Annotated in this window: 16 protein-coding genes; 7 read left to right on the top strand and 9 right to left on the bottom strand. The window is 64.2% G+C overall.

Annotated elements, in window-relative coordinates; translation table 11 throughout:
- Positions 1 to 22 precede the first annotated feature (22 nt).
- Positions 23 to 1,138, bottom strand: a complete 1,116-nt coding sequence (locus GOSPT_RS04310; RefSeq protein ID WP_005203333.1) for an Rv3169 family protein — start codon at positions 1,136 to 1,138, stop codon at positions 23 to 25.
- Positions 1,138 to 2,280 carry a phosphotransferase family protein gene (locus GOSPT_RS04305; RefSeq protein WP_005203326.1) on the bottom strand — a complete coding sequence of 381 codons (1,143 nt, stop codon included), beginning with the start codon at positions 2,278 to 2,280 and terminating at the stop codon, positions 1,138 to 1,140. Before GOSPT_RS04305 ends, GOSPT_RS04310 begins: the two co-directional genes overlap by 1 nt.
- 41 nt (positions 2,281 to 2,321) lie before the next feature.
- Between GOSPT_RS04305 and GOSPT_RS04300 the strand changes: the two genes are divergently transcribed.
- Complete coding sequence (locus GOSPT_RS04300) at positions 2,322 to 2,924, top strand: TetR/AcrR family transcriptional regulator (protein ID WP_005203325.1); 603 nt, start codon at positions 2,322 to 2,324, stop codon at positions 2,922 to 2,924.
- Positions 2,925 to 2,941: 17 nt separating this feature from the next.
- On the opposite strand, the gene GOSPT_RS04295 is transcribed toward GOSPT_RS04300, so the two are convergent.
- On the bottom strand, positions 2,942 to 4,945 hold the full coding sequence (locus GOSPT_RS04295) for an OPT family oligopeptide transporter (protein WP_039854709.1): 2,004 nt from the start codon (positions 4,943 to 4,945) through the stop codon (positions 2,942 to 2,944).
- Positions 4,946 to 5,207: 262 nt separating this feature from the next.
- On the opposite strand from GOSPT_RS04295, the gene GOSPT_RS04290 reads away from it, so the two are divergent.
- Positions 5,208 to 7,112: an oleate hydratase gene (locus GOSPT_RS04290; protein WP_005203323.1), complete on the top strand. Its 1,905-nt coding sequence runs from the start codon at positions 5,208 to 5,210 to the stop codon at positions 7,110 to 7,112.
- 51 nt (positions 7,113 to 7,163) lie between these two features.
- On the opposite strand, the gene GOSPT_RS04285 is transcribed toward GOSPT_RS04290, so the two are convergent.
- Positions 7,164 to 7,736 (bottom strand): type 1 glutamine amidotransferase domain-containing protein, encoded by a 573-nt coding sequence (locus GOSPT_RS04285; protein WP_005203322.1) that lies wholly within the window; start codon positions 7,734 to 7,736, stop codon positions 7,164 to 7,166.
- A 104-nt stretch (positions 7,737 to 7,840) separates the two neighbouring features.
- On the opposite strand from GOSPT_RS04285, the gene GOSPT_RS04280 reads away from it, so the two are divergent.
- On the top strand, positions 7,841 to 8,941 hold the full coding sequence (locus tag GOSPT_RS04280; protein ID WP_005203321.1) for an NAD(P)/FAD-dependent oxidoreductase: 1,101 nt from the start codon (positions 7,841 to 7,843) through the stop codon (positions 8,939 to 8,941).
- 39 nt (positions 8,942 to 8,980) lie between these two features.
- Here GOSPT_RS04280 and GOSPT_RS04275 read toward each other — a convergent pair whose 3' ends face one another.
- The 3 genes from GOSPT_RS04275 to GOSPT_RS04265 all read right to left on the bottom strand — a co-directional run bounded on the left by GOSPT_RS04275 (position 8,981) and on the right by GOSPT_RS04265 (position 11,651).
- Positions 8,981 to 9,349, bottom strand: coding sequence for a hypothetical protein (locus tag GOSPT_RS04275; RefSeq protein ID WP_005203320.1), 369 nt, complete (start codon positions 9,347 to 9,349; stop codon positions 8,981 to 8,983).
- Positions 9,350 to 9,412: 63 nt separating this feature from the next.
- Positions 9,413 to 11,026: an HNH endonuclease signature motif containing protein gene (locus GOSPT_RS04270; RefSeq protein WP_005203318.1), complete on the bottom strand. Its 1,614-nt coding sequence runs from the start codon at positions 11,024 to 11,026 to the stop codon at positions 9,413 to 9,415.
- A gap of 43 nt (positions 11,027 to 11,069) precedes the next feature.
- Positions 11,070 to 11,651 carry a TetR/AcrR family transcriptional regulator gene (locus GOSPT_RS04265; protein ID WP_005203316.1) on the bottom strand — a complete coding sequence of 194 codons (582 nt, stop codon included), beginning with the start codon at positions 11,649 to 11,651 and terminating at the stop codon, positions 11,070 to 11,072.
- A gap of 56 nt (positions 11,652 to 11,707) precedes the next feature.
- Here GOSPT_RS04265 and zapE point away from each other — a divergent pair, with 56 nt between their 5' ends.
- Positions 11,708 to 12,715 carry a cell division protein ZapE gene (gene zapE / locus GOSPT_RS04260; RefSeq protein WP_083837452.1) on the top strand — a complete coding sequence of 336 codons (1,008 nt, stop codon included), beginning with the start codon at positions 11,708 to 11,710 and terminating at the stop codon, positions 12,713 to 12,715.
- On the opposite strand, the gene GOSPT_RS04255 is transcribed toward zapE, so the two are convergent.
- Positions 12,694 to 13,554 carry a PfkB family carbohydrate kinase gene (locus GOSPT_RS04255; protein WP_005203308.1) on the bottom strand — a complete coding sequence of 287 codons (861 nt, stop codon included), beginning with the start codon at positions 13,552 to 13,554 and terminating at the stop codon, positions 12,694 to 12,696. The two genes, zapE and GOSPT_RS04255, sit on opposite strands and share 22 nt — an antisense overlap.
- Positions 13,555 to 13,620: 66 nt before the next feature.
- On the opposite strand from GOSPT_RS04255, the gene GOSPT_RS04250 reads away from it, so the two are divergent.
- Positions 13,621 to 14,703, top strand: coding sequence for a polyhydroxyalkanoate synthase family protein (locus GOSPT_RS04250; protein WP_005203307.1), 1,083 nt, complete (start codon positions 13,621 to 13,623; stop codon positions 14,701 to 14,703).
- A 2-nt stretch (positions 14,704 to 14,705) separates the two neighbouring features.
- Here the strand turns inward: GOSPT_RS04250 and GOSPT_RS04245 are convergent, their stop codons facing one another.
- On the bottom strand, positions 14,706 to 16,406 hold the full coding sequence (locus GOSPT_RS04245) for an NAD(P)/FAD-dependent oxidoreductase (protein WP_039854707.1): 1,701 nt from the start codon (positions 16,404 to 16,406) through the stop codon (positions 14,706 to 14,708).
- 90 nt (positions 16,407 to 16,496) lie between these two features.
- On the opposite strand from GOSPT_RS04245, the gene GOSPT_RS04240 reads away from it, so the two are divergent.
- Together GOSPT_RS04240 and GOSPT_RS04235 are read left to right on the top strand one after the other, a co-directional pair.
- Positions 16,497 to 16,817: a hypothetical protein gene (locus GOSPT_RS04240; RefSeq protein WP_005203304.1), complete on the top strand. Its 321-nt coding sequence runs from the start codon at positions 16,497 to 16,499 to the stop codon at positions 16,815 to 16,817.
- Between the two features lie 3 nt (positions 16,818 to 16,820).
- A complete protein-coding gene (locus tag GOSPT_RS04235) occupies positions 16,821 to 18,131 on the top strand; it encodes an NAD(P)/FAD-dependent oxidoreductase (protein WP_005203301.1) in 1,311 nt (436 codons plus the stop codon).

Below are 18,131 nucleotides of genomic sequence, written 5' to 3'. Positions count from 1 at the left end.
GTACGCAGAAAGGGAATACGCGTCAGGGCGCGACGTCGAGCCAGTCGGTGAACCCGCTCGGGTCGTGCCTGCCGAGGCAGAAGTGCTCGAACATGCCCCAGCCCTCCCGCGTCGTACCGTCGGCTTCGCGGCACCGCGCACGCGCGACGTGATCGGTGGCGCCGAATGCGATTCGCCCGGCGACCGCGGGGTCGGTCATGTCGTAGGTGACGCGTTCGGTGAATCCCTCGCCGCGCCACATGCCGTGCTGCCAGTCCGGGTCGCCGCCGTAGCCGCCGCCGACGTGCAGCGGTGCGGCAAGCAGCGAGTCGACCTCCAAGGTGACCGGCGAACCGTCTGCGGCGGTTGCCGCGATGGTTGCGCCCGTGACCTCGCGGGTCCCGGAACGGTAGTGGATGTCGAATCGCGGCCAGCCGAGTTGTTCGACGCGGCCGTCCTTCCAGACCCGTGAGCAGTCGTTGAGCGTGCGGATGCCGTCGGGTGACTCCTGGACGATCAGCACGAGCTCGAAGTCGTCGAACGCGATGGGGACGTAGGTCCACCACATGCCGTCGAACGGCGGATCGGCGGGACGTCCGGCGGGTTCGGCTTCTCCGACGGGTCGGATGCCCCAGGAGCGGTCGCGGCTACCGATCCACCTCGACGGTTCGACGGCGATCTCGGTGTCGTCGACGCGGATCCACCCCGACCACGACCCGAGTTGGGCGAAACGCTGCGCGTCCAACGTGATGCGGTTGCCGCTGCGCATCACATGCGGCAGTTCTTGCACGACGTCGAACAGTCCGTTCCACGTCAGGTCGAAGGAGATCCCTTCGGTGGGTTCGAGGGTGAGGCGGATCGTGTGGAGGGGGTCGATCACCTCGATGCGGTAGCCGCCGACGTGCTGGTCGAGGCGATTCTGATCGATCGCGTCGGACAGGTGGACCGCGGTCTGTTCGTCGCCGCGTCGGATCACGACGAACGCATCCTTGACCCCGAGGTTGGGGTAGTAGCCCAGGCCGGTCACGAGGAAGATGTCGCCGGTGCGGTCGTGGGCGTTGAAGTAGCACCGGTCGTAGAAGTTGCGGTCAGAGCTGCCCGGCCATGCAATCGGTTGGGGCAGTTGATGAACCGGATACTCGTCGAGTGGTCCCAGCATCAGATCTCCTCGTCGAGTAGTCGCTGCAGTAGTGGGCGGTGGTAGAACAGCTCGGCGTCGACGTCGGATGGTGGCGCCATCTCGCCGAAGTGGATGCGCCGTGACGCGGTGCGCATGAAGATCACTCCCCACATCACCGCCGAGTACAGGTAGAACCAGTGCAGGTCGCCGAGCTCGATGCCGGTGAGGTCGCGGTAGGTGGCGCGGACGTCGTCTTCGCGAAGTACATCGGGCAGTCCGGGCATGCTGGCGAGGCCGACGAGTTCTTGAAAGACGTTGTGGGCGAATATCAACCACGCGACGTCGAGTTCACGTGGGCCAAGGGTTGCCATTTCCCAATCGAGGACGGCAGCGGGTGTGAAGTCCTGATAGATCACGTTGCCGATGCGCGCGTCGCCCCAGTTGAAGACAGTCTCACCGGAGGCGACGTCTGTGGGGAAATGGGTGTCGAGCCAGACCATTGCGCGGTCGAGGAGCGGGGAGCGTCCGAGATCGTCTGCTGCGAAGTCGTAGAAGCGCTGCAACTCGTCGAGGCGTCGACGTAAGGGGGTCGACGACGCCTCGCCGCCCTGGTCCAGGAACCCAAAGGTGCTCTGCGCGTTGGGAATTGAATGCAGTGCCGCGATGACACCGATCGTCGCGTCCTGCAGGGATCTGCGCTTGTCGGCGGGGGCATCGAAGAACCAGTTGTCGCCGAAGGTGTAGGGCATCACGTCGGGAGGTACGAGGCCGTCGACGCGGTCCATAAGGAAGAAGGGTGAGCCGAGTAGGTCGCCGCTTGGTTCGAGCCAACGCGTTGTGGGGATGGGCAGGTCGGTCAGTTGTGCTGCGAGGCGCATCGCCTCGAATTGGTGGTCGAGGTGGTACTCCGCGAACACAGGGATGTCGGCGGGCCGTGGCTGCATCCGCATCACCCACTGTTGTTCTCGCGCAACGCCATTCTCGGTCCAATGGCCGGTGAGCATCACGGTTTCCGACGACATGCCGTTGGCTTCGATACCCGCGTCGACGGTCACGCTCGGGTTGGCGCCCGGCGGTAGCAGCTCGCTGAGCCATTGCGCCAGCAATGTCGGGATCGTTGCGGTATTCCGTTCCGATCGCTGCAGATGGTCGAGTTCCTCGAGAGTGGGCCTGGTGCTCATGGCGAGTCCTTTCGCCGGATTACGCTACGCTGAGTAGCGTTATGACACCAGATACGACGACGGATGGCAAGGTTTTCGGAAAAGGTCGTCCCCGCGACGGCGCGATCGACGTGGCAGTACTTGCTGCGGCACGAGAACTGTTGGTGGAGCAGGGATATGCGCGGCTGACCGTGTCGGCGGTCGCTGCGCGGGCCGGTACCACAAAGACGGCGATCTACCGACGGTGGTCGGGCAAACAGGATCTGGTGCACGACGCGACCTTCTCCGGCATGACGGTCTTGTCGGCGTCGACAGGCCATGTCGCCGATGATCTCGAGGTGATGGTCAACCGTGCGCGCGAGGTGTTCAACTCGCCGGTGACACGTGCTGCGCTGCCCGGATTGGTGACCGACATGGCGGCCGATCCCGAACTCCATCGTCGTGTGATCGAGGGGTTCGCGAGTGTGTTCGCAGCGTTTCGGGATCGGCTGGTGGCCGCGGTCGACACGGGCGAGGTACGTGCAGGCACAGATCCCGACCGCGTCGTCGAGATAATGGGAGGCGCAGCGATGTTGCGTGCGTTGCTGTTACCGACCGTGGAGCTGGACAAAGACTGGGGCGCAGGCATTCTCGCGGTTATCGAACACGGCGCTCTCGCAGACTGACTGCCGGTACCCGGATCTCACTGCTTCGTGAGATCCGGTGCGGGGTCGTCGTCTTCGCTGCGCTTTGCGAGAATCTCGGTCACCTTGTACATACCGAGGACGACGATGACGAAGGCGATCACGCCGACGATCTGCGAGCCGTTGGCCCAGCCGTCGCCGACAACCGCAAGCACACCGTCGTCGCCCGTCGACGCGACGATGGCTGCATAGACCACGTTCCAGAGTGCTTCACCGACGATGAGTCCCGTCGCGACGAGCACTCCGATCCGCTTCTTCTGTGCGACGTCACCGCCCACGCGCTCGCACCACTTGTTGTAGATGTGGCCGAGAATGGCGCCCACTGTGATCATCAACGTCACAGACATCGGTAGGTACATGCCCATGCCGACAGCGAGAGGCGGCAGCGCGACCTTCTTGTTCACCCGGCCACTGAATTCGTCGATGATGATGACGACGGCGCCGATTGCCGCGCCGATCCCCAGCATGCTCCAGTTCAGGTCGTCACCGAACACGCCCTTGGCCAGTTCGGAGATCAGACTTGCCTGCGGGGCGGGCAATGCGTCGGCTCCGGCCCCCGGCGCGCCGGCGAACCCGAAGGCGGTGTTCATGACGCCGAGGATCGGCGGGATGACCAGCGAACCGAAGCACACGCCGATGATCAATGCCACCTGCTGTTTCCACGGTGTCGCCCCGACGAGCTGACCGGTCTTGAGGTCTTGGAGGTTGTCGTTGGAGATCGTCGCGACGCCGAACACGATGGCGGTAGCGAACAGCGTGAAAGCGACGAGGACAGTCGACTGTTGCGGGTCGGCCGCGCCGTAGACGAACTTGATGAGCAGTGCGGCGATGATCACGGCGAGAATGCCGACACCGGAGATCGGAGAGTTCGACGACCCGATGAGACCGGCCATGTAGCCGCACACCGCGGCGATCACCATGCCGATGATGAAGATGAAAAGAACTGTGGCGGCGATGATTCCGCCCGCACTTCCGGACAGTGCGGTTCCGTGGACGAAGTCCCAGAGCAGCAGCCCGATCGGCAGCAGCATCACGACGATGGTGCCGCCCACGATGGGGAACGGGATGTCACGCTCGGTGATGTCGACGGTGACGCCTTCGCGGCGTGCGCGTGCCGACGCCATTGCGTCGACGATGCCCTTCACGATGGGTGCGATCAGCTTGAGCAGGGTCCAGATGGCGGCGATGGCGATGGCGCCTGCGCCCACGAAACGGACGTCGTCTTTGAACACGGTGCTGACGACGTCGGCGACGTCGGAGTTCGCGGCGAACTGCCCCGCGGACTTGATCGGGAGGATGACCCCGTACGAGATGATCACCCCGACGAACATGGCGATGCCCACGCTCAAGCCCACGAGATGTCCGATACCGATCAGCGAGAGTTGCAGTCCCGCACCGATCATGGTGCCCCCGGAGCCGACCCGGAAGGCGGTCGAGACGTCGGTGCTGATCAGTTTGAGATTGCCGAGGAGTGCGAAGATCGCCGACGTGGTGCCGCCGATGGTGATGGCGCGCAGCCCGATTCGATTGCGTCTGCCCCCTTCGTCGGTGTTGCCGACCTTGAGTACTTCCGCAGCGGCAACACCCTCGGGATAGGGCAGGTCGGATCCCGTGACCAGTGCGCGACGCAGCGGGATGGAGTACATGACGCCGAGGATGCCGCCGACCAGACACACGGCGACGGTGATCCAATACGGGAAGCCGGTCCAGTACCCCACCATCACCAGGCCGGGGATCACGAAGATGATCGCCGAGAGCGTTCCCGCGGCTGAGGCAATGGTCTGGACGATGTTGTTCTCGACGATCGAGTGGTTGGCGAAGCTGCGCAATACCGCCATCGAGATGACGGCTGCCGGAATGGCCGTCGCGAAGGTGAGGCCGACCTTGAGGCCGAGGTAGACGTTGGCAGCGGTGAACACCAGGGTGATCACGCCGCCCAGGATCACTCCGCGGATGGTGAGTTCGCGAAGACCTGCCGGGCGGTCGGGAGCTGTCACTGACATTGAGTTCCTCGCTTCCGAGGGCACCCCCGTGCCCGTCGCCTTGATGGATCTCGTCAACTCTAGAGCCGACGACACAAGCGTGTGTGTTGTTGCACCCGCGCGGCGGGCTGTGGCGAGGGGTGTGATCGTGACGAGAACGTGTGTCTGGGCGCAATACGGCGTCGACGCTTTCGGATTTCACTCAGGCATCACCGTGGGGTGGTAGGGCTGATAGCGGGGAGACAGGAACCGTCGGGGGCCGATCGACCGAAAGGCAGTGCGTATGTACTACAGCAGCGGCAACTACGAGGCGTTCGCGCGACCACGGAAACCCAAGGGAGTCGACGACAAGACGGCGTGGTTTGTGGGTGCGGGACTTGCCTCGCTGTCCGGGGCGGCATTCCTCATCCGCGACGGCCAGATGAAGGGTGACAAGATCACGGTGTTCGAGCGTCTGAAGCTGCCCGGTGGCGCGCTCGACGGCATCAAGGAACCCAAGAAGGGCTTCGTGATTCGCGGTGGCCGCGAGATGGAGAACCACTTCGAGTGTTTGTGGGACCTCTTCCATTCCATCCCGTCGATCGAGATCGAGGGAGCCAGCGTCCTCGACGAGTTCTATTGGCTCAACAAGGACGACCCGAACTATTCGTTGTGCCGCGCCACCATCAACCGCGGGCAGGATGCGCACACGGAGAACAAGTTCACCCTGAGTGACAAGGCGCAGAAGGACATCGCTCGTGTCTTCCTCGCGACGCGTGAGGAGATGGAGAACAAGCGCATCGACGAAGTCTTCAGCGACGAGTTCTTCGAGAGCAATTTCTGGCTGTACTGGACGACGATGTTCGCATTCGAACGGTGGCATTCGGCCCTCGAGATGAAGCTCTACATCCATCGGTTCATCCACCACATCGGCGGTCTGCCCGATTTCAGTGCGTTGAAATTCACCAAGTACAACCAGTACGAGTCGCTCGTGCTGCCGCTCTACACCTGGCTGCTCGACCAGGGCGTGACATTCCACTTCGACACCGAGGTCACCGACGTCGATTTCGAGATCAGCGGAGATCGTAAGCAGGCCACGAAGATCCACTGGACCGCTGGGAAGGACAGCACGGTGCCGGACAGCGCGGGCAAGGACGGTGTCACCGAGCTGGGTGAGAACGACCTGCTGCTCATGACCATCGGATCGCTGACCGAGAACTCCGACAACGGCGATCACGAAACGCCTGCGAAGCTCAACACCGGACCAGCGCCTGCCTGGGATCTGTGGCGGCGCATCGCGGTGAAAGACCCGTCTTTCGGCCACCCCGACGTCTTCGGCGGCAACATCGACAGGACCAAGTGGGAGTCGTGCACGGTGACCACGCTCGACTCGCGCATCCCGTCGTACATCCAGAAGATCACCAAGCGTGATCCGTTTTCGGGGCGTGTGGTGACCGGAGGCATCGTCACGGCCAAGGACTCCAACTGGCTGATGAGCTGGACGGTCAACAGGCAACCGCACTTCAAGCAGCAGCCGTCCGACCAGATCGTCGTGTGGGTGTATGCACTGCTCGTCGACACCCCCGGCAACTATGTGAAGAAGAGCATGTCGGAGTGCACGGGTGAGGAGATCACCCAGGAGTGGCTCTATCACCTCGGCGTGCCGGAAGAACAGATCCCCGAGATGGCTGCGACCGGCGCGAAGGCGGTTCCGGTGATGATGCCCTATGTGACGTCGTTCTTCATGCCGCGGCAGGCGGGTGATCGTCCCGACGTGGTACCGGAGGGATCGGTCAACTTCGCATTCATCGGTCAGTTCGCCGAGACGAGTCGTGACTGCATCTTCACCACCGAGTACTCGGTGCGCACTCCGATGGAAGCTGTCTACACGCTCCTGGACATCGAACGTGCTGTGCCCGAGGTGTTCAACTCGACCTACGATGTGCGCAGTATTGTCGCGGCGACCAGCCGGTTGCGCGACGGTGAGATCGTCGACCTTCCCGGACCAAGCAGGATTCGCGAGGCGATTCTCGGCAAGCTCGAAGGTAACGAGGTCGGCCAACTACTCGCGGAGTACGAACTGATCCCGTCTGTCGGTTCGAAGCGAATTGTCCGCAATGACGCCATCGACCTCAATGGTTCGATCGGTGATCACGCGCCCGCGCAAGCGCCAACCGGCACGAACCCGGGGAGCAAAGAACTAGACTGATCGCGTCGTCGAGAGCAAGATCGCGACGGCGACCTACCGGGCCGGATCGGGTCAGGAGTGCGCGACCGCACTCCGTCCGAATTCGGCGACCAGCGCGGCGTCGAATACCGGTAGGTCGTCGGGCTTTCGGCTGGTGATCAGGGTGTTCGGGCCATCGCGGTCGACAACTAGCTCCTCATCGACCCACGTCGCGCCGGCATTGCGGATATCGGTCTGCAGGCTCGGCCACGAGGTGAGCGTGCGTCCGCGCACAACGTCGGCTTCGACGAGCGTCCACGGTGCGTGGCAGATTGCCGCGACGGGTTTGCCCGCGTCGAAGAAGCCCTTGGCGAAGGCCACCGCCGACGCGTCGGTGCGGAGGAAATCCGGATTCGCGACGCCGCCGGGTAGGACCAGCGCGTCGAAGTCGGCCGCGGTGACCGAATCGGTTGTCGCGTCGACGCTGAACGTGTCGGCCGCGTCGAGGTGGTTGAATGCCTGCACTTCGCCGTCGCTGGTGGATACGAGTTTCGGTGTGCCGCCGGTTTCTTCGACGGCGCGCCACGGTTCGGTCAACTCGACCTGCTCGATGCCCTCCGGTGCGACCAGAAAGGCGACGGTGATTCCATTGAGTTCGTCTGCCATGTGACACGATTCCTCTCGTTTGTCATCCCCTACTTCGACCGTACGCGTCGACATCGCTACGCCGGTCCGCACGCGGATGCGCAGGGCCGACGTACGGTGAAGGCATGGCACTGACGTCAGACGTTGCAGTGATCGGCGCTGGGATCATCGGACTCTCGACCGCATATCAACTCGCCCAACAGGGATCGACCGTCACGGTGTACGAGACCGGAACGCCGGGATTCGGCCAGTCGGCCGGGCAGTCGCGAATCTTCCGGCACGCGCACGACGACCCGCGCCTCGTCGAACTTGCTGTGCGCGCTCGAGCGCACTGGCGCCGATGGGAAGACGAACTCGGCGCGCCGTTGGTGTCCGGCGACGGTGGTCTCGCTCTCGGCGACGCCGCGCTGCGGAGATTGCCTGCGATGCAACAGTATTCGGAGATCGGTGTCCGCGAGATCGGGTCGGACGAGTTGCACTCGCTGCTGCCGCAGTTGGCTGACTACGACGGCCCGGCGGTGTTCGATCCCTCCGCGGGCTCCATCCACACACGCACGGTCATCGAACTGCTCAGTCAGAGTTTGGGCGATCATGTTGTGCGCGAACAGGTTATCTCGCTCAGGAGTGTCGACGACGGCGTGCAGGTTCGCTGCCCCACGTTGGTGGGCGAACACGCCGCGGCCGTCGTGTGTGCGGGACGCGGAACTGCGGCGCTGGCGCGCGGCGTCGGGATCGAGATCCCGGTTCAACTCGGTGCGCACGTGCGGGTGTCATTCGCGGTCCGTGATGGTGCCGACGGTCGGCTTCCGACGTTGCAGGATGGCAGTGGCGCATTCGGCTTCAGCGGTGTTTATGCGGCCGCCTACCCGGACAGGTCGGCGTACGGCCTCGGTCTCGCCGATTCGGTCGATGCCGACGTCGACGGAGCGATCGTCGACGGCGACGCCCTCGCGCGACATGCCCACGACGCCCGCGCCTATGTGTCGCGCGCACTCCCAGGATTCCATTCGACGCCGACCGGCATCGTGCACTGTTGGGTCACCACGCTGCCGTGGGGTGACGACGGCGTCGGGATTTGGCAGAACGGACCGGTCTTCGCCCTCGCCGGGCACAACCTGTTCAAGCACGCACCGACGATCGGCGAGACGCTTGCGCTGGCCGTCGACGTGGGCTCGGTCCCCACTCCGTTCACCCCTGCCGACAAGCTGGGTGCGGCGCAGGGCTGACCGCGAAACGTCGTGGTGACGTCGCGATATTCGAGTGGCTCACTCCCGCGGGTGGATGTCCGTGTCGGTGAGTGCAAGTTGTGATGCCGCAATGGCGCCGGGCACGTAGCTGTATCCCTCGGGTGAGGTCACGAACGCTTCGGGATCGATGTTCGAGACTCGCCACACGTCGACTGGTCCGTCGGTGTTGTTCATCTTGACGAAGTAGTCGCGCTGCCACGTTCCGCGCGCAATGAAGCAGCCGTCTTGCTCGGGTCGGCGACTCCCGGCGATGCCTCGCGCAGCACCCATCAGCCGGACGTCGAGGCCGTGGGCCGCGATCGAGTCTCTGTTCAGGACGGACGACACATGAAAGCAGTCGGGCTCACCCGATGACGGGTACTCACTCGACGGCGCGTATTCACTCAACGTGCACCTCCATTGCGGGCGTGACGTTAGCACGCCGCGACCGCTCACAAAACTGCATTGTGATCAGTAGGGAGGCGGGTTCTCTTCGTTCCACTTCTCTTCGGCGCGTGCGACTTTCGCGCGTCGTTGGGCGTGGATGGTGTCGATGGTTCGGCGCGCGGGGTGATCTGGTGGTTTGGTGGGGATGAGTTTGGGGAACAGATCGAGTCCGCCGAAGGCGTTGCCGACAAAGGTGTGTCCGGTGGGGGACACGAAAATTGCTGTCTGTAGGTCGAGTTGGTAGTCACGCCATCGACCGAACGTTTTGGTGCGGTGATGAAACCGGCACAGTGGTTTGAGGTTGGCGCGAACTGTCAACCCACCGCTGGACGGGTTGTGGTGGTCAAACGGGGTGCTGTGGTCGACGTCGGCGTGCCACACCGGGTTGGTGCACCCGGGAAAGGTGCAGCACAGTTCACCCGAGCGGACCAGGGCGAGAAGTTTCTTGCTGGGCACGTAGCGCAGTGCTGCGCGTGCGGCCGCGGCGTGGTCGGGGTGGCGCGGATCCAGAGCGCCGACGCCGGCGCCGGCATCGAGGTAGTCGAATGCTGCGTCTTCGGCCAACTCGCGGACTGTGTCGGCGTCGATGACCCCGACACCATCGAGGTAGCCGGGCTGATCGTCCTTACCGTCGAGGGTCGATTGATTCGCGACGACATGAATCATCGCGCGCGGCCCCACCGGCATCGGCATGGGCGTCGGGGTGGGTTCGGTGGTGTCGACGTCACTGGTGTCGGGGCTGGTGCAGGTGTCGCATCGGCAGGCGAGGGTGGTGTCGCCGTTGGCGAATGCGGTCAGTGCGTCGGCTCGGCGTTGTGCGTGGGTGCGGGGGTCGGCGTCGTGGACGCTGGTGGCGAGTTGGGTGAGGCGTTGGTCGATCAATACGCCGGAGGCGGCGGGCACGGTGCCGGTCAGTCGGGATTGGCCGGGAGTCCACCGGTCGGGGCGGACCTGGACGTTGCGGTCGGAGTCGATGCGGGCACGGCGTCGTTTGACGGCTTCGGCATCGACTTGGGCGACAACAGAATCGACGAGCGCAGCAAATCGTGTCGTTGACAGATGATCACGTGCTGAGAGGGCGGCGGTGAGGCGGGCGTCGACCTCGTCGATGGTGTCGGGGCCGCACAGGCTGGTGCGGGCGACAGCGATGTGGAAGCGCTGCAGGTCGATGCGCCCGCAGGCCAGGAGTGAGGAGGTGTAGGGGAGTCGGTAGCGCAGGGCGTGGGCGTCGATGATCAACTCGCGTGCCCGACCCGGCGGTAGCGACAACACGGCGCCGACGTCGGCGATGGTGCGTTCCACACCATTGGGGCCGTACTGTGCGCGGGGGTCGTCACCGGTCTGTCCACGAGCAGCGAACTCGCGCACCGCTTCTGGTGAGTCTGCTCGGCCGTCGGTCAGTTCGCCGATCTCGACGCCGTAGTCTTCTTCGTGCTCCTCGTGGATGAGACTGATCGCCGTCAACAGGCGGAACTGTGCAGAAGCAATGGTGGAGGCGCAGTGCGCGATCACCTCGACCAGATCGGTTTTCGACAGGGATTCGTCCTCGGCGACGCGCGCGAGCACCGGCGGCTGCGACGCGGGCACGCCTGTGGCGTCGGCCGCGCCGGCCGGGTCGGAGAAGGTTTCCAAGGACATACTTCGAACATACAGGCGAGGTCTGACAAATGTCGTTCCGTGCTCAGCGGGATGTGGAAATCATCTGCCGGAGCATCTGCTCCACGGAGTCCGAAGCCGGTCGGACACCGCCGACAGCGCGACTTCGCATTCCGAAGAAGGTGTCGAACAACATCCCGGACAGGAACGCGATGAGGTCGGCGGCGTCCTCACGCGGCGTCGACGATCCCAACACCTCGAGTAGCGCGGTGGCACGATTTAGCGAGAACAAGCACGAGCCGAGTTCGGTTCGCAGCGAGTCATTTTCACGAACCTCGGGCAGCAGCGCGAACACCGCGAGCGCGTCGGGGCGTCGGACGCCAGTGAACGCCGCCAGTTGCTCGGCGATGAACACCGCTGCGGCGTCGACCGATATCTCACCGATCGGCTCGGCGTTGTTCATGGCGTCACGCGAGTGCGCACGGATTCGTTCGACGGTTGCGGAGATCAACGCGTCGCGCGTCCGGAAGTAGTACGACGTCGAGCCCTTCGGCAGTCCGGCCGCGCGGTCGATGGCGCCGTGTGTCAGCGCGCGTGCGCCACCGTCGGCGAGCAGTGTGATCGCACAGTCGCAGATGAGTGGGCGGCGGTCGCCGGGTCGGGGCATCGACATCTCCGTTCGGTTACTCTACAAATATAGAGTAACCGAGACGAGGTGACAAGATGCGACGTCGCGTACGACAGAAGTCCGCGGAATCAATGCGTGAGGCGTTCTTCGCCGCAGTGGCTGAATCGAACCTGAAACTCGATGTCGCACAACGTGAAGCGATGACATCCATGGCGCTCAACGTAGGTAACGGATTCTACCTCTGGGGAGATCCGGGGCGAGGCAAGACCGCGTTGTCGTCCCTGTACTTCAACGCCATCCCCACCGCATCAAAGCGTCGCTTCCATTTCTACGAGTTCTTCGCTGCGATCGACCACCTCATCGCATCCACAAGAGGGACTGTCGACGACGCGCTCGACGAGTTGCTAGCTGACTCGACGGCGATCATGTTCGACGAGTTTCACGTCCACGACGTCGCCGACGCCATCTACCTCACCGCAACTCTTCGACGCATCGTCCGCGACGGGACACTGTTCATTGCGACGTCGAACTATCCGCCGCAACAGCTGCTTCCAAACCCCTTGATGCACCACCGGTTTCAACAGGCGATTGACCTCATTGAGAGAGAGTTCTCGGTTATTTGGATTGGCGAGGGTGACGACTACCGAAGGTGCGCCGCCGCGCCACGACACGGCTTTTCCGCCGGAACCTGGTCACCGACGGAGTCTGAGCAGATCGCCGGGATGTTGCCCGAACGAATCGATATGAACGGCCAGTCGGTCGAGGTTCTACACAACGCCATAGCGGCGGCAGTCACGTTCGCCGAGCTCTGCGAGCGGCCGCTGGGGATGCGGGAGTACCTCGCGCTGACCGAGCGGTTCCGCGAGATCACTCTCCGCGACGTACCCGACCTCGCCCTCGTGGACCGAGAACCACTGCAGCGCTTGGGAAATCTGGTCGACATCTGTTGTGACCGGGACATCGTTCTCAACATTGTGTCTCAGGGAACTCCACGCGACATCCTCCGCGCGAAGCGGTCACCGCCCGATGCGGCCCGCACAATAAGCCGATTGTCGATGCTGCGGCCCACAGCCAACACGACTCATCTCGACGCGGAAACGTGATCGGCCGACGCCCTGTTCGCGGCGCGTGCGGCGTCGAGAAGCGTTGTGCCGTTGGCGAGATGCGCAACAAGCGTGCCCGCGAAGACATCGCCTGTACCCGTGGTGTCCACCACGTCGACCTGCGGAACGTCGAGGATGTCCAGCGATCCGCTCCCGGCGACCACCACGTCGTCGCCACCTCGCGTGATGATCACGGATCTGCTGATAGTCAACAACTTTCGCGCGAGGTCAGACGGCTCGGCATCCTCTGACAAATCTGCGTAGTACGCCGCCTCGATCTGATTGACGATCAGCGGGTCGGCTTCGGCGAGGATCGACGGGTCGACCGGTGCAGTCGGGCTGGGATTCAGGACGAATCGAATCTCGCTGTCTTGGCACCACGTCGCGGTTGCAGCGGTGACCTCGGTGGGCGATTCCAACTGCGTCATCACGACGGCGGGGCGCAGCGCGTCGAGTGCCGCGCCGACGTCGTCGGGGGTCAGTTGGCTGTTGGCGCCGGAGATCACGATGATGCTGTTGTCGCCATCCTCGTCGACCTCGATGACCGCATGGCCGCTGGTGCCCGATACCCGTCGCACGTACGTGACGTCGACGCCCACGTCGACGAGATCAGACACCAACCGGTCTCCAGCCGCATCGGTGCCCGTCGCACCCACCAGCGCGGTTGACGCGGCCGCGGCGGCGGCTCGTGCCTGATTGGCTCCTTTGCCGCCGGGACGCTCGGTCAACGACCGACCGAGGACCGTCTCACCGACGGCGGGTCTGTGGGCGAGTGTGACCACCAGGTCGAGATTCAACGTTCCGACGACCGCCACCACTCCTGAACCTGTTGCCTCCATACCCCGAGTATGCCGTTACGCCGGTCGCGTAGATTGCTGTTCGATCACCGAGATGGAGGAGAGCAGATGGCCGCGTCACGCTGGAAACGAGTGCAGACACTGGCACGCATCCTCGGCGGACATCAGGTTGCACCAGACACCGAGACCCCTCACGTCACCTTCTTCGACGATCCGCAGCGCACGCTGCGTCGCTACGGCACCGCCGAGCAGGTTTCCGCCGCCCGCGCATCAGGCAGGCCGCCGATCCTGCTGGTCCCGCCGCTCGCGGTGCCTGCTCGCTGCTACGACCTCGGGCCGGGGCAATCGGCAGTCGAGCATCTCCTCGCCGCGGGACGCATCCCGTACGTCGTCGACTTCGGCGACGTCGGGCAGGCACACCGGCAGGTCGGCTTCGAGACCTACTTCGACGACATCGTTCCGCAGGCGATCGACCGAGTGCTCACCGACTACTCCGCCGATGAGGTCGACGTCGCCGCGTGGAGCCTGGGCGGGACCGTGTCGCTCCTGATGATCGCGGCGCACCCAGACCTGCCGGTGCGCTCGATCACCGCGATCGGTACACCGCTCGACTACGACGCCGTGACGCCGTACCCGCTCGTCAAACGGGTCATGCAACCGGTCGGCGGTGTGCCGATCACGGGCGCGCTCAAGGTGATGGGCGGCATTCCCGCGCCACTGGTGCGTATCGCCTACCGCGCGCTGGCCGCCGACCGCGAACTCAAGAAGCCGCTCTACATCCTGCGCAACGCAGACGACCACGAGGCGCTCGCTCGCATGCAGGTCATCGACCGATTCCAGAACGCCATGCCGGGCTATGCGGGCAAGGTGTCGCTACAGATGTGGGAGAACTTCGTCTACCGCGACGAATTAGCTTCGGGTGTAGTCGATTTCGATGGTCGCATTGTCGATCTGACGACGATCCGCAAGCCCATCCAACTCTTCGGCAGCCACCGCGACGCCATCGCGAGCTGGGAAGCCGCTCACCACGGCGTCGAACTTCTCAGCGGCTCAACCGACGTGCACTTCCAGACCGTCGAGACCAGTCATCTCGGCCTGATCGCAGGCGACGCCGCTGCGGAACAGACGTGGCCGCGCGTCGAAGAGTTCCTCGACGAGCTCGACACACGAGAAGTGCTGCAGCACAAGTGACGTCAGCTCTCGGCTGATGCTGTCCGCCGAGCGGCCAACCACGCGTGCACCATCGGGACGGCGCTTGCTCCCTCGCCACTCGATGCGGCGACACGCTTCATCGACTGTGCCCTGATGTCGCCCGCGGCGAAAACCCCTGCGACACTTGTGGCGAGATTCGGTGGCGGGAGTTCGCCGGGCCACTGATCCTTCGGAACGTCGCGTCCGGTCAGTACGAAGCCGCGATCGTCGAGCGCAATCGTGTCGGGCAGCCAGTCGCAATGCGGTTCGGCACCGATCAGCAAGAACAGTCCGCCTGCGCTCACCCGCTCGCTGGCGCGAGTGACGGTGTCGCACAACTCCAGCCATTCGAGTTGGCCATCGCCACCGCCGTCGATGACCTCGGTGGTACCACGCACATCGATCCGCGGGTGATACGCGATCTCCCCGATCAGATACTGCGACATCGTCTCGGTGAGGTCTGACCGTCGAATCAGAATCGTCACCGAGCGCGCGAAGCGGGCGAGATGAATCGCGGCCTGCCCGGCAGAATTTCCACCACCGACGACGAACACGTCGCGCCCGTCCATCTCGCGTGCCGCGGACATTCCCGCACCGTAGTTCACACCCGACCCGACAAGCGATTCCAGCGATTCGACGCCCAGCCGTCGATACGCGACACCGCTCGCGATGAGCACACTCCTCGCAAGCACGTCGCCACCCTCGGTGCAGAGGCGATGCGGTGCATCGTCGACGCCGAGTCGCAGTTCGTCGACAGGCCACCCGGAGTAGAAGCGCGCACCGAAACGTGTTGCCTGCGTACGTGCACGCTGCGCGAGACGCATCCCCGAGATGCCACGCGGGAAGCCTAGGTAGTTGCGGATCATCGAACTCGTACCAGCTTGTCCCCCAACGACATCGGATTCCAGAACCACCGTCGACAAGCCCTCCGACGCGCCGTACACGGCGGCCGCGAGTCCCGCGGGTCCTGCGCCGACGATCGCCAGATCGACGACCTCGTCCTCGTCCACATCCGATGGCCGTCCGAAGATGAGCGCCGATACGTCGCGTGGCGTGCCCGGTGAGATCACACGGTTGCGCAACTTCGGGGCCATGGACTGGACGAGCGGAAACCGAACCGGTGCGCCACCCGAGTCGTACAGCGCGAGCGCCGCCTGCCCCTCGACACTGTCGCTGGAGTACATCCGATTGGGCATCCCCATGCGGTCGAGGAGGTCTCGGATGCCCAGCGTGAGCGCCGACGACGAGTCGCTGATGACGCGAACGGAGTCGACGACCGGGGTCGCGACGGTCGCACCCCAGTCGGACAGCATCTCGGTGATCGCGTAGTGGAATTCCTCGTCGCGAGCGCCACGCGGCATCAGCAGAAAGGTGTCGAACTTGCCTTTCGCGAGGGCGGGTCGCAGCATCTCGATGTGGGTGCCGAAGTTCTCCCACGAGATGATGACGACGCGTTTGGCCGTCGGCACGATGGAACGAAAAGTGCTCAGCGCCTCGAACACCGACATGTCCGGCAACTCGGACTCCACGACGATCTGCGCCACCGGAACCCCGTCGCCCACAAGGCTGCCGAGGAGCACTATCGCTCCGACCCCCGACTCCGCACACTCGATGCGATAGTCGCGGAGATACCGACCGAACTCACCGCGAAGTTGCTCTGAGTGGCCGGACGACACGAGCACGATTGCGGGTTGATCACCCATAACTCCAGTGTGGCAGGAAAAGGCGCGGTGGAGTGGAGACTGAAGGCGCAACCACGCAACCGCGCGGAATAGATTGCTAGGCTGACCGGCATGCATGTGGATCCCACTGTCGGTGTCGCCAGCGCTGGCTTGATCGGCGGATATGCGACCGCGCGGTACACCGGCAAACGTCCTCTCGGGGGCGTGGTCCTCGGCCTGGCGGGCGCCTGGTGCACGCGGCAGTGGCTGAGCCGGGGGCCCGGACCCGCCGCCGGACTTCTCACGGGCTACCTCGCGGCGTTCGGGCTCTCGCACCCACTCGCCAAGAAGATCGGCGCATGGCCGTCGGTCTTCGCGGTGACCGGGGCATTCGGCGCCGCGACGTGCGCCGTCACCTCCCGTACCGCCGCCACCTCTAGTGCGGGAGCCTGAAGTATGGCGTCCAAGCCGCACGTGGTGATCATCGGAGCCGGATTCGCCGGCGTACACGCCGCTCGGCGACTCAAGAAGGAGCCGGTCTCGGTCACCGTCATCGACCGTGGCACCAGCCACCTCTTCCAGCCGCTGCTCTACCAGTGCGCAACCGGCATCCTCTCGGAAGGCGCGATCACCAGCCCCATCAGGCATCTGCTTCGACGCCAGCGCAATGTCAACGTGGTGCTCGGCGAGGCCGACGATATCGACGTCGCGGCAAAGGTTCTCACCATTCTCGGGGCCGACGGCAGTCCCACGACGATCAGCTACGACTACCTCGTCGTCGGGACCGGCATGCGTACCGCGTATCACGGCTGCGACGACGCGATCGAGAACTCGATCGGCATGAAGACACTCGACGACGCACTTGCGATTCGACGACAAGTGTTGGGCGCCTTCGAGATTGCCGAGACTCTCACCGATCCCGACGAGCGTCGGGCATGGCTCACGTTCGCTGTCGCGGGCGCCGGCCCAACCGGCGTCGAAATTGCCGGGCAGATACGCGAATTGGCGACGCTCTCACTCGGACGAGAGTTCGACTCCATCGATCCCACCGAAGCCCGGGTGCTCCTGTTCCACGGGTCTGATCGTGTCTTGCCCTCGTTCAGTGAGTCATTGTCGAAGCGGGCGCAGCGCACCCTCGACAAGATCGGCGTCGAAACCCATCTCGGTGTCCACGTCGTCGACGTCGGCGAGGACACAGTTCAGACCAAGGACAAGAAGACCGGCGAACTCACGACATTCGAAGCCAGAACGACGTTGTGGACCGCAGGAGTCGAGGCCGTCCCGTTCGCACGGACTCTCGCCAAGGCGCTCGGCGTCGAGCAGGATCGTTCTGGGCGGATTCCGGTGCGCGACGACCTCTCCGTCGAGGGGCATCCCGACGTGTTCGTCGCGGGCGACACGTCGTCGTTGAACAACCTGCCCGGTGTGGCCGAGGTGGCCATGCAGGGTGGACGTCACGTGGGTGGCGTGATCGCGGATCTCGTTGCGGGACAATCGGAACGTAAGCCGTTCACGTATCACGACCTCGGGAATGCCGCCTACATCGCGCGACGCAATGCCATTGTGCAGAGCGGTCCGCTGGAGATGTCGGGAACCTTGGGCTGGCTCGCGTGGGGAGTGATCCACGTGGCTTTCCTCGCAGGCGTTCGGAATCGGATGGGCGCAATGGTGACCTGGTCTGCAACGCTGATCACGGGCACTCGAAGCGAACGAGCCATCACCTACGGCGACCCTCGCAGAGCGCATCAGCCCTACCCCGACGAATGA

The sequence above is a fragment of the Gordonia sputi NBRC 100414 genome, from assembly GCF_000248055.1.
GTDB lineage: Bacteria > Actinomycetota > Actinomycetes > Mycobacteriales > Mycobacteriaceae > Gordonia > Gordonia sputi.
This window is presented reverse-complemented; position numbering and strand designations above follow the sequence as displayed.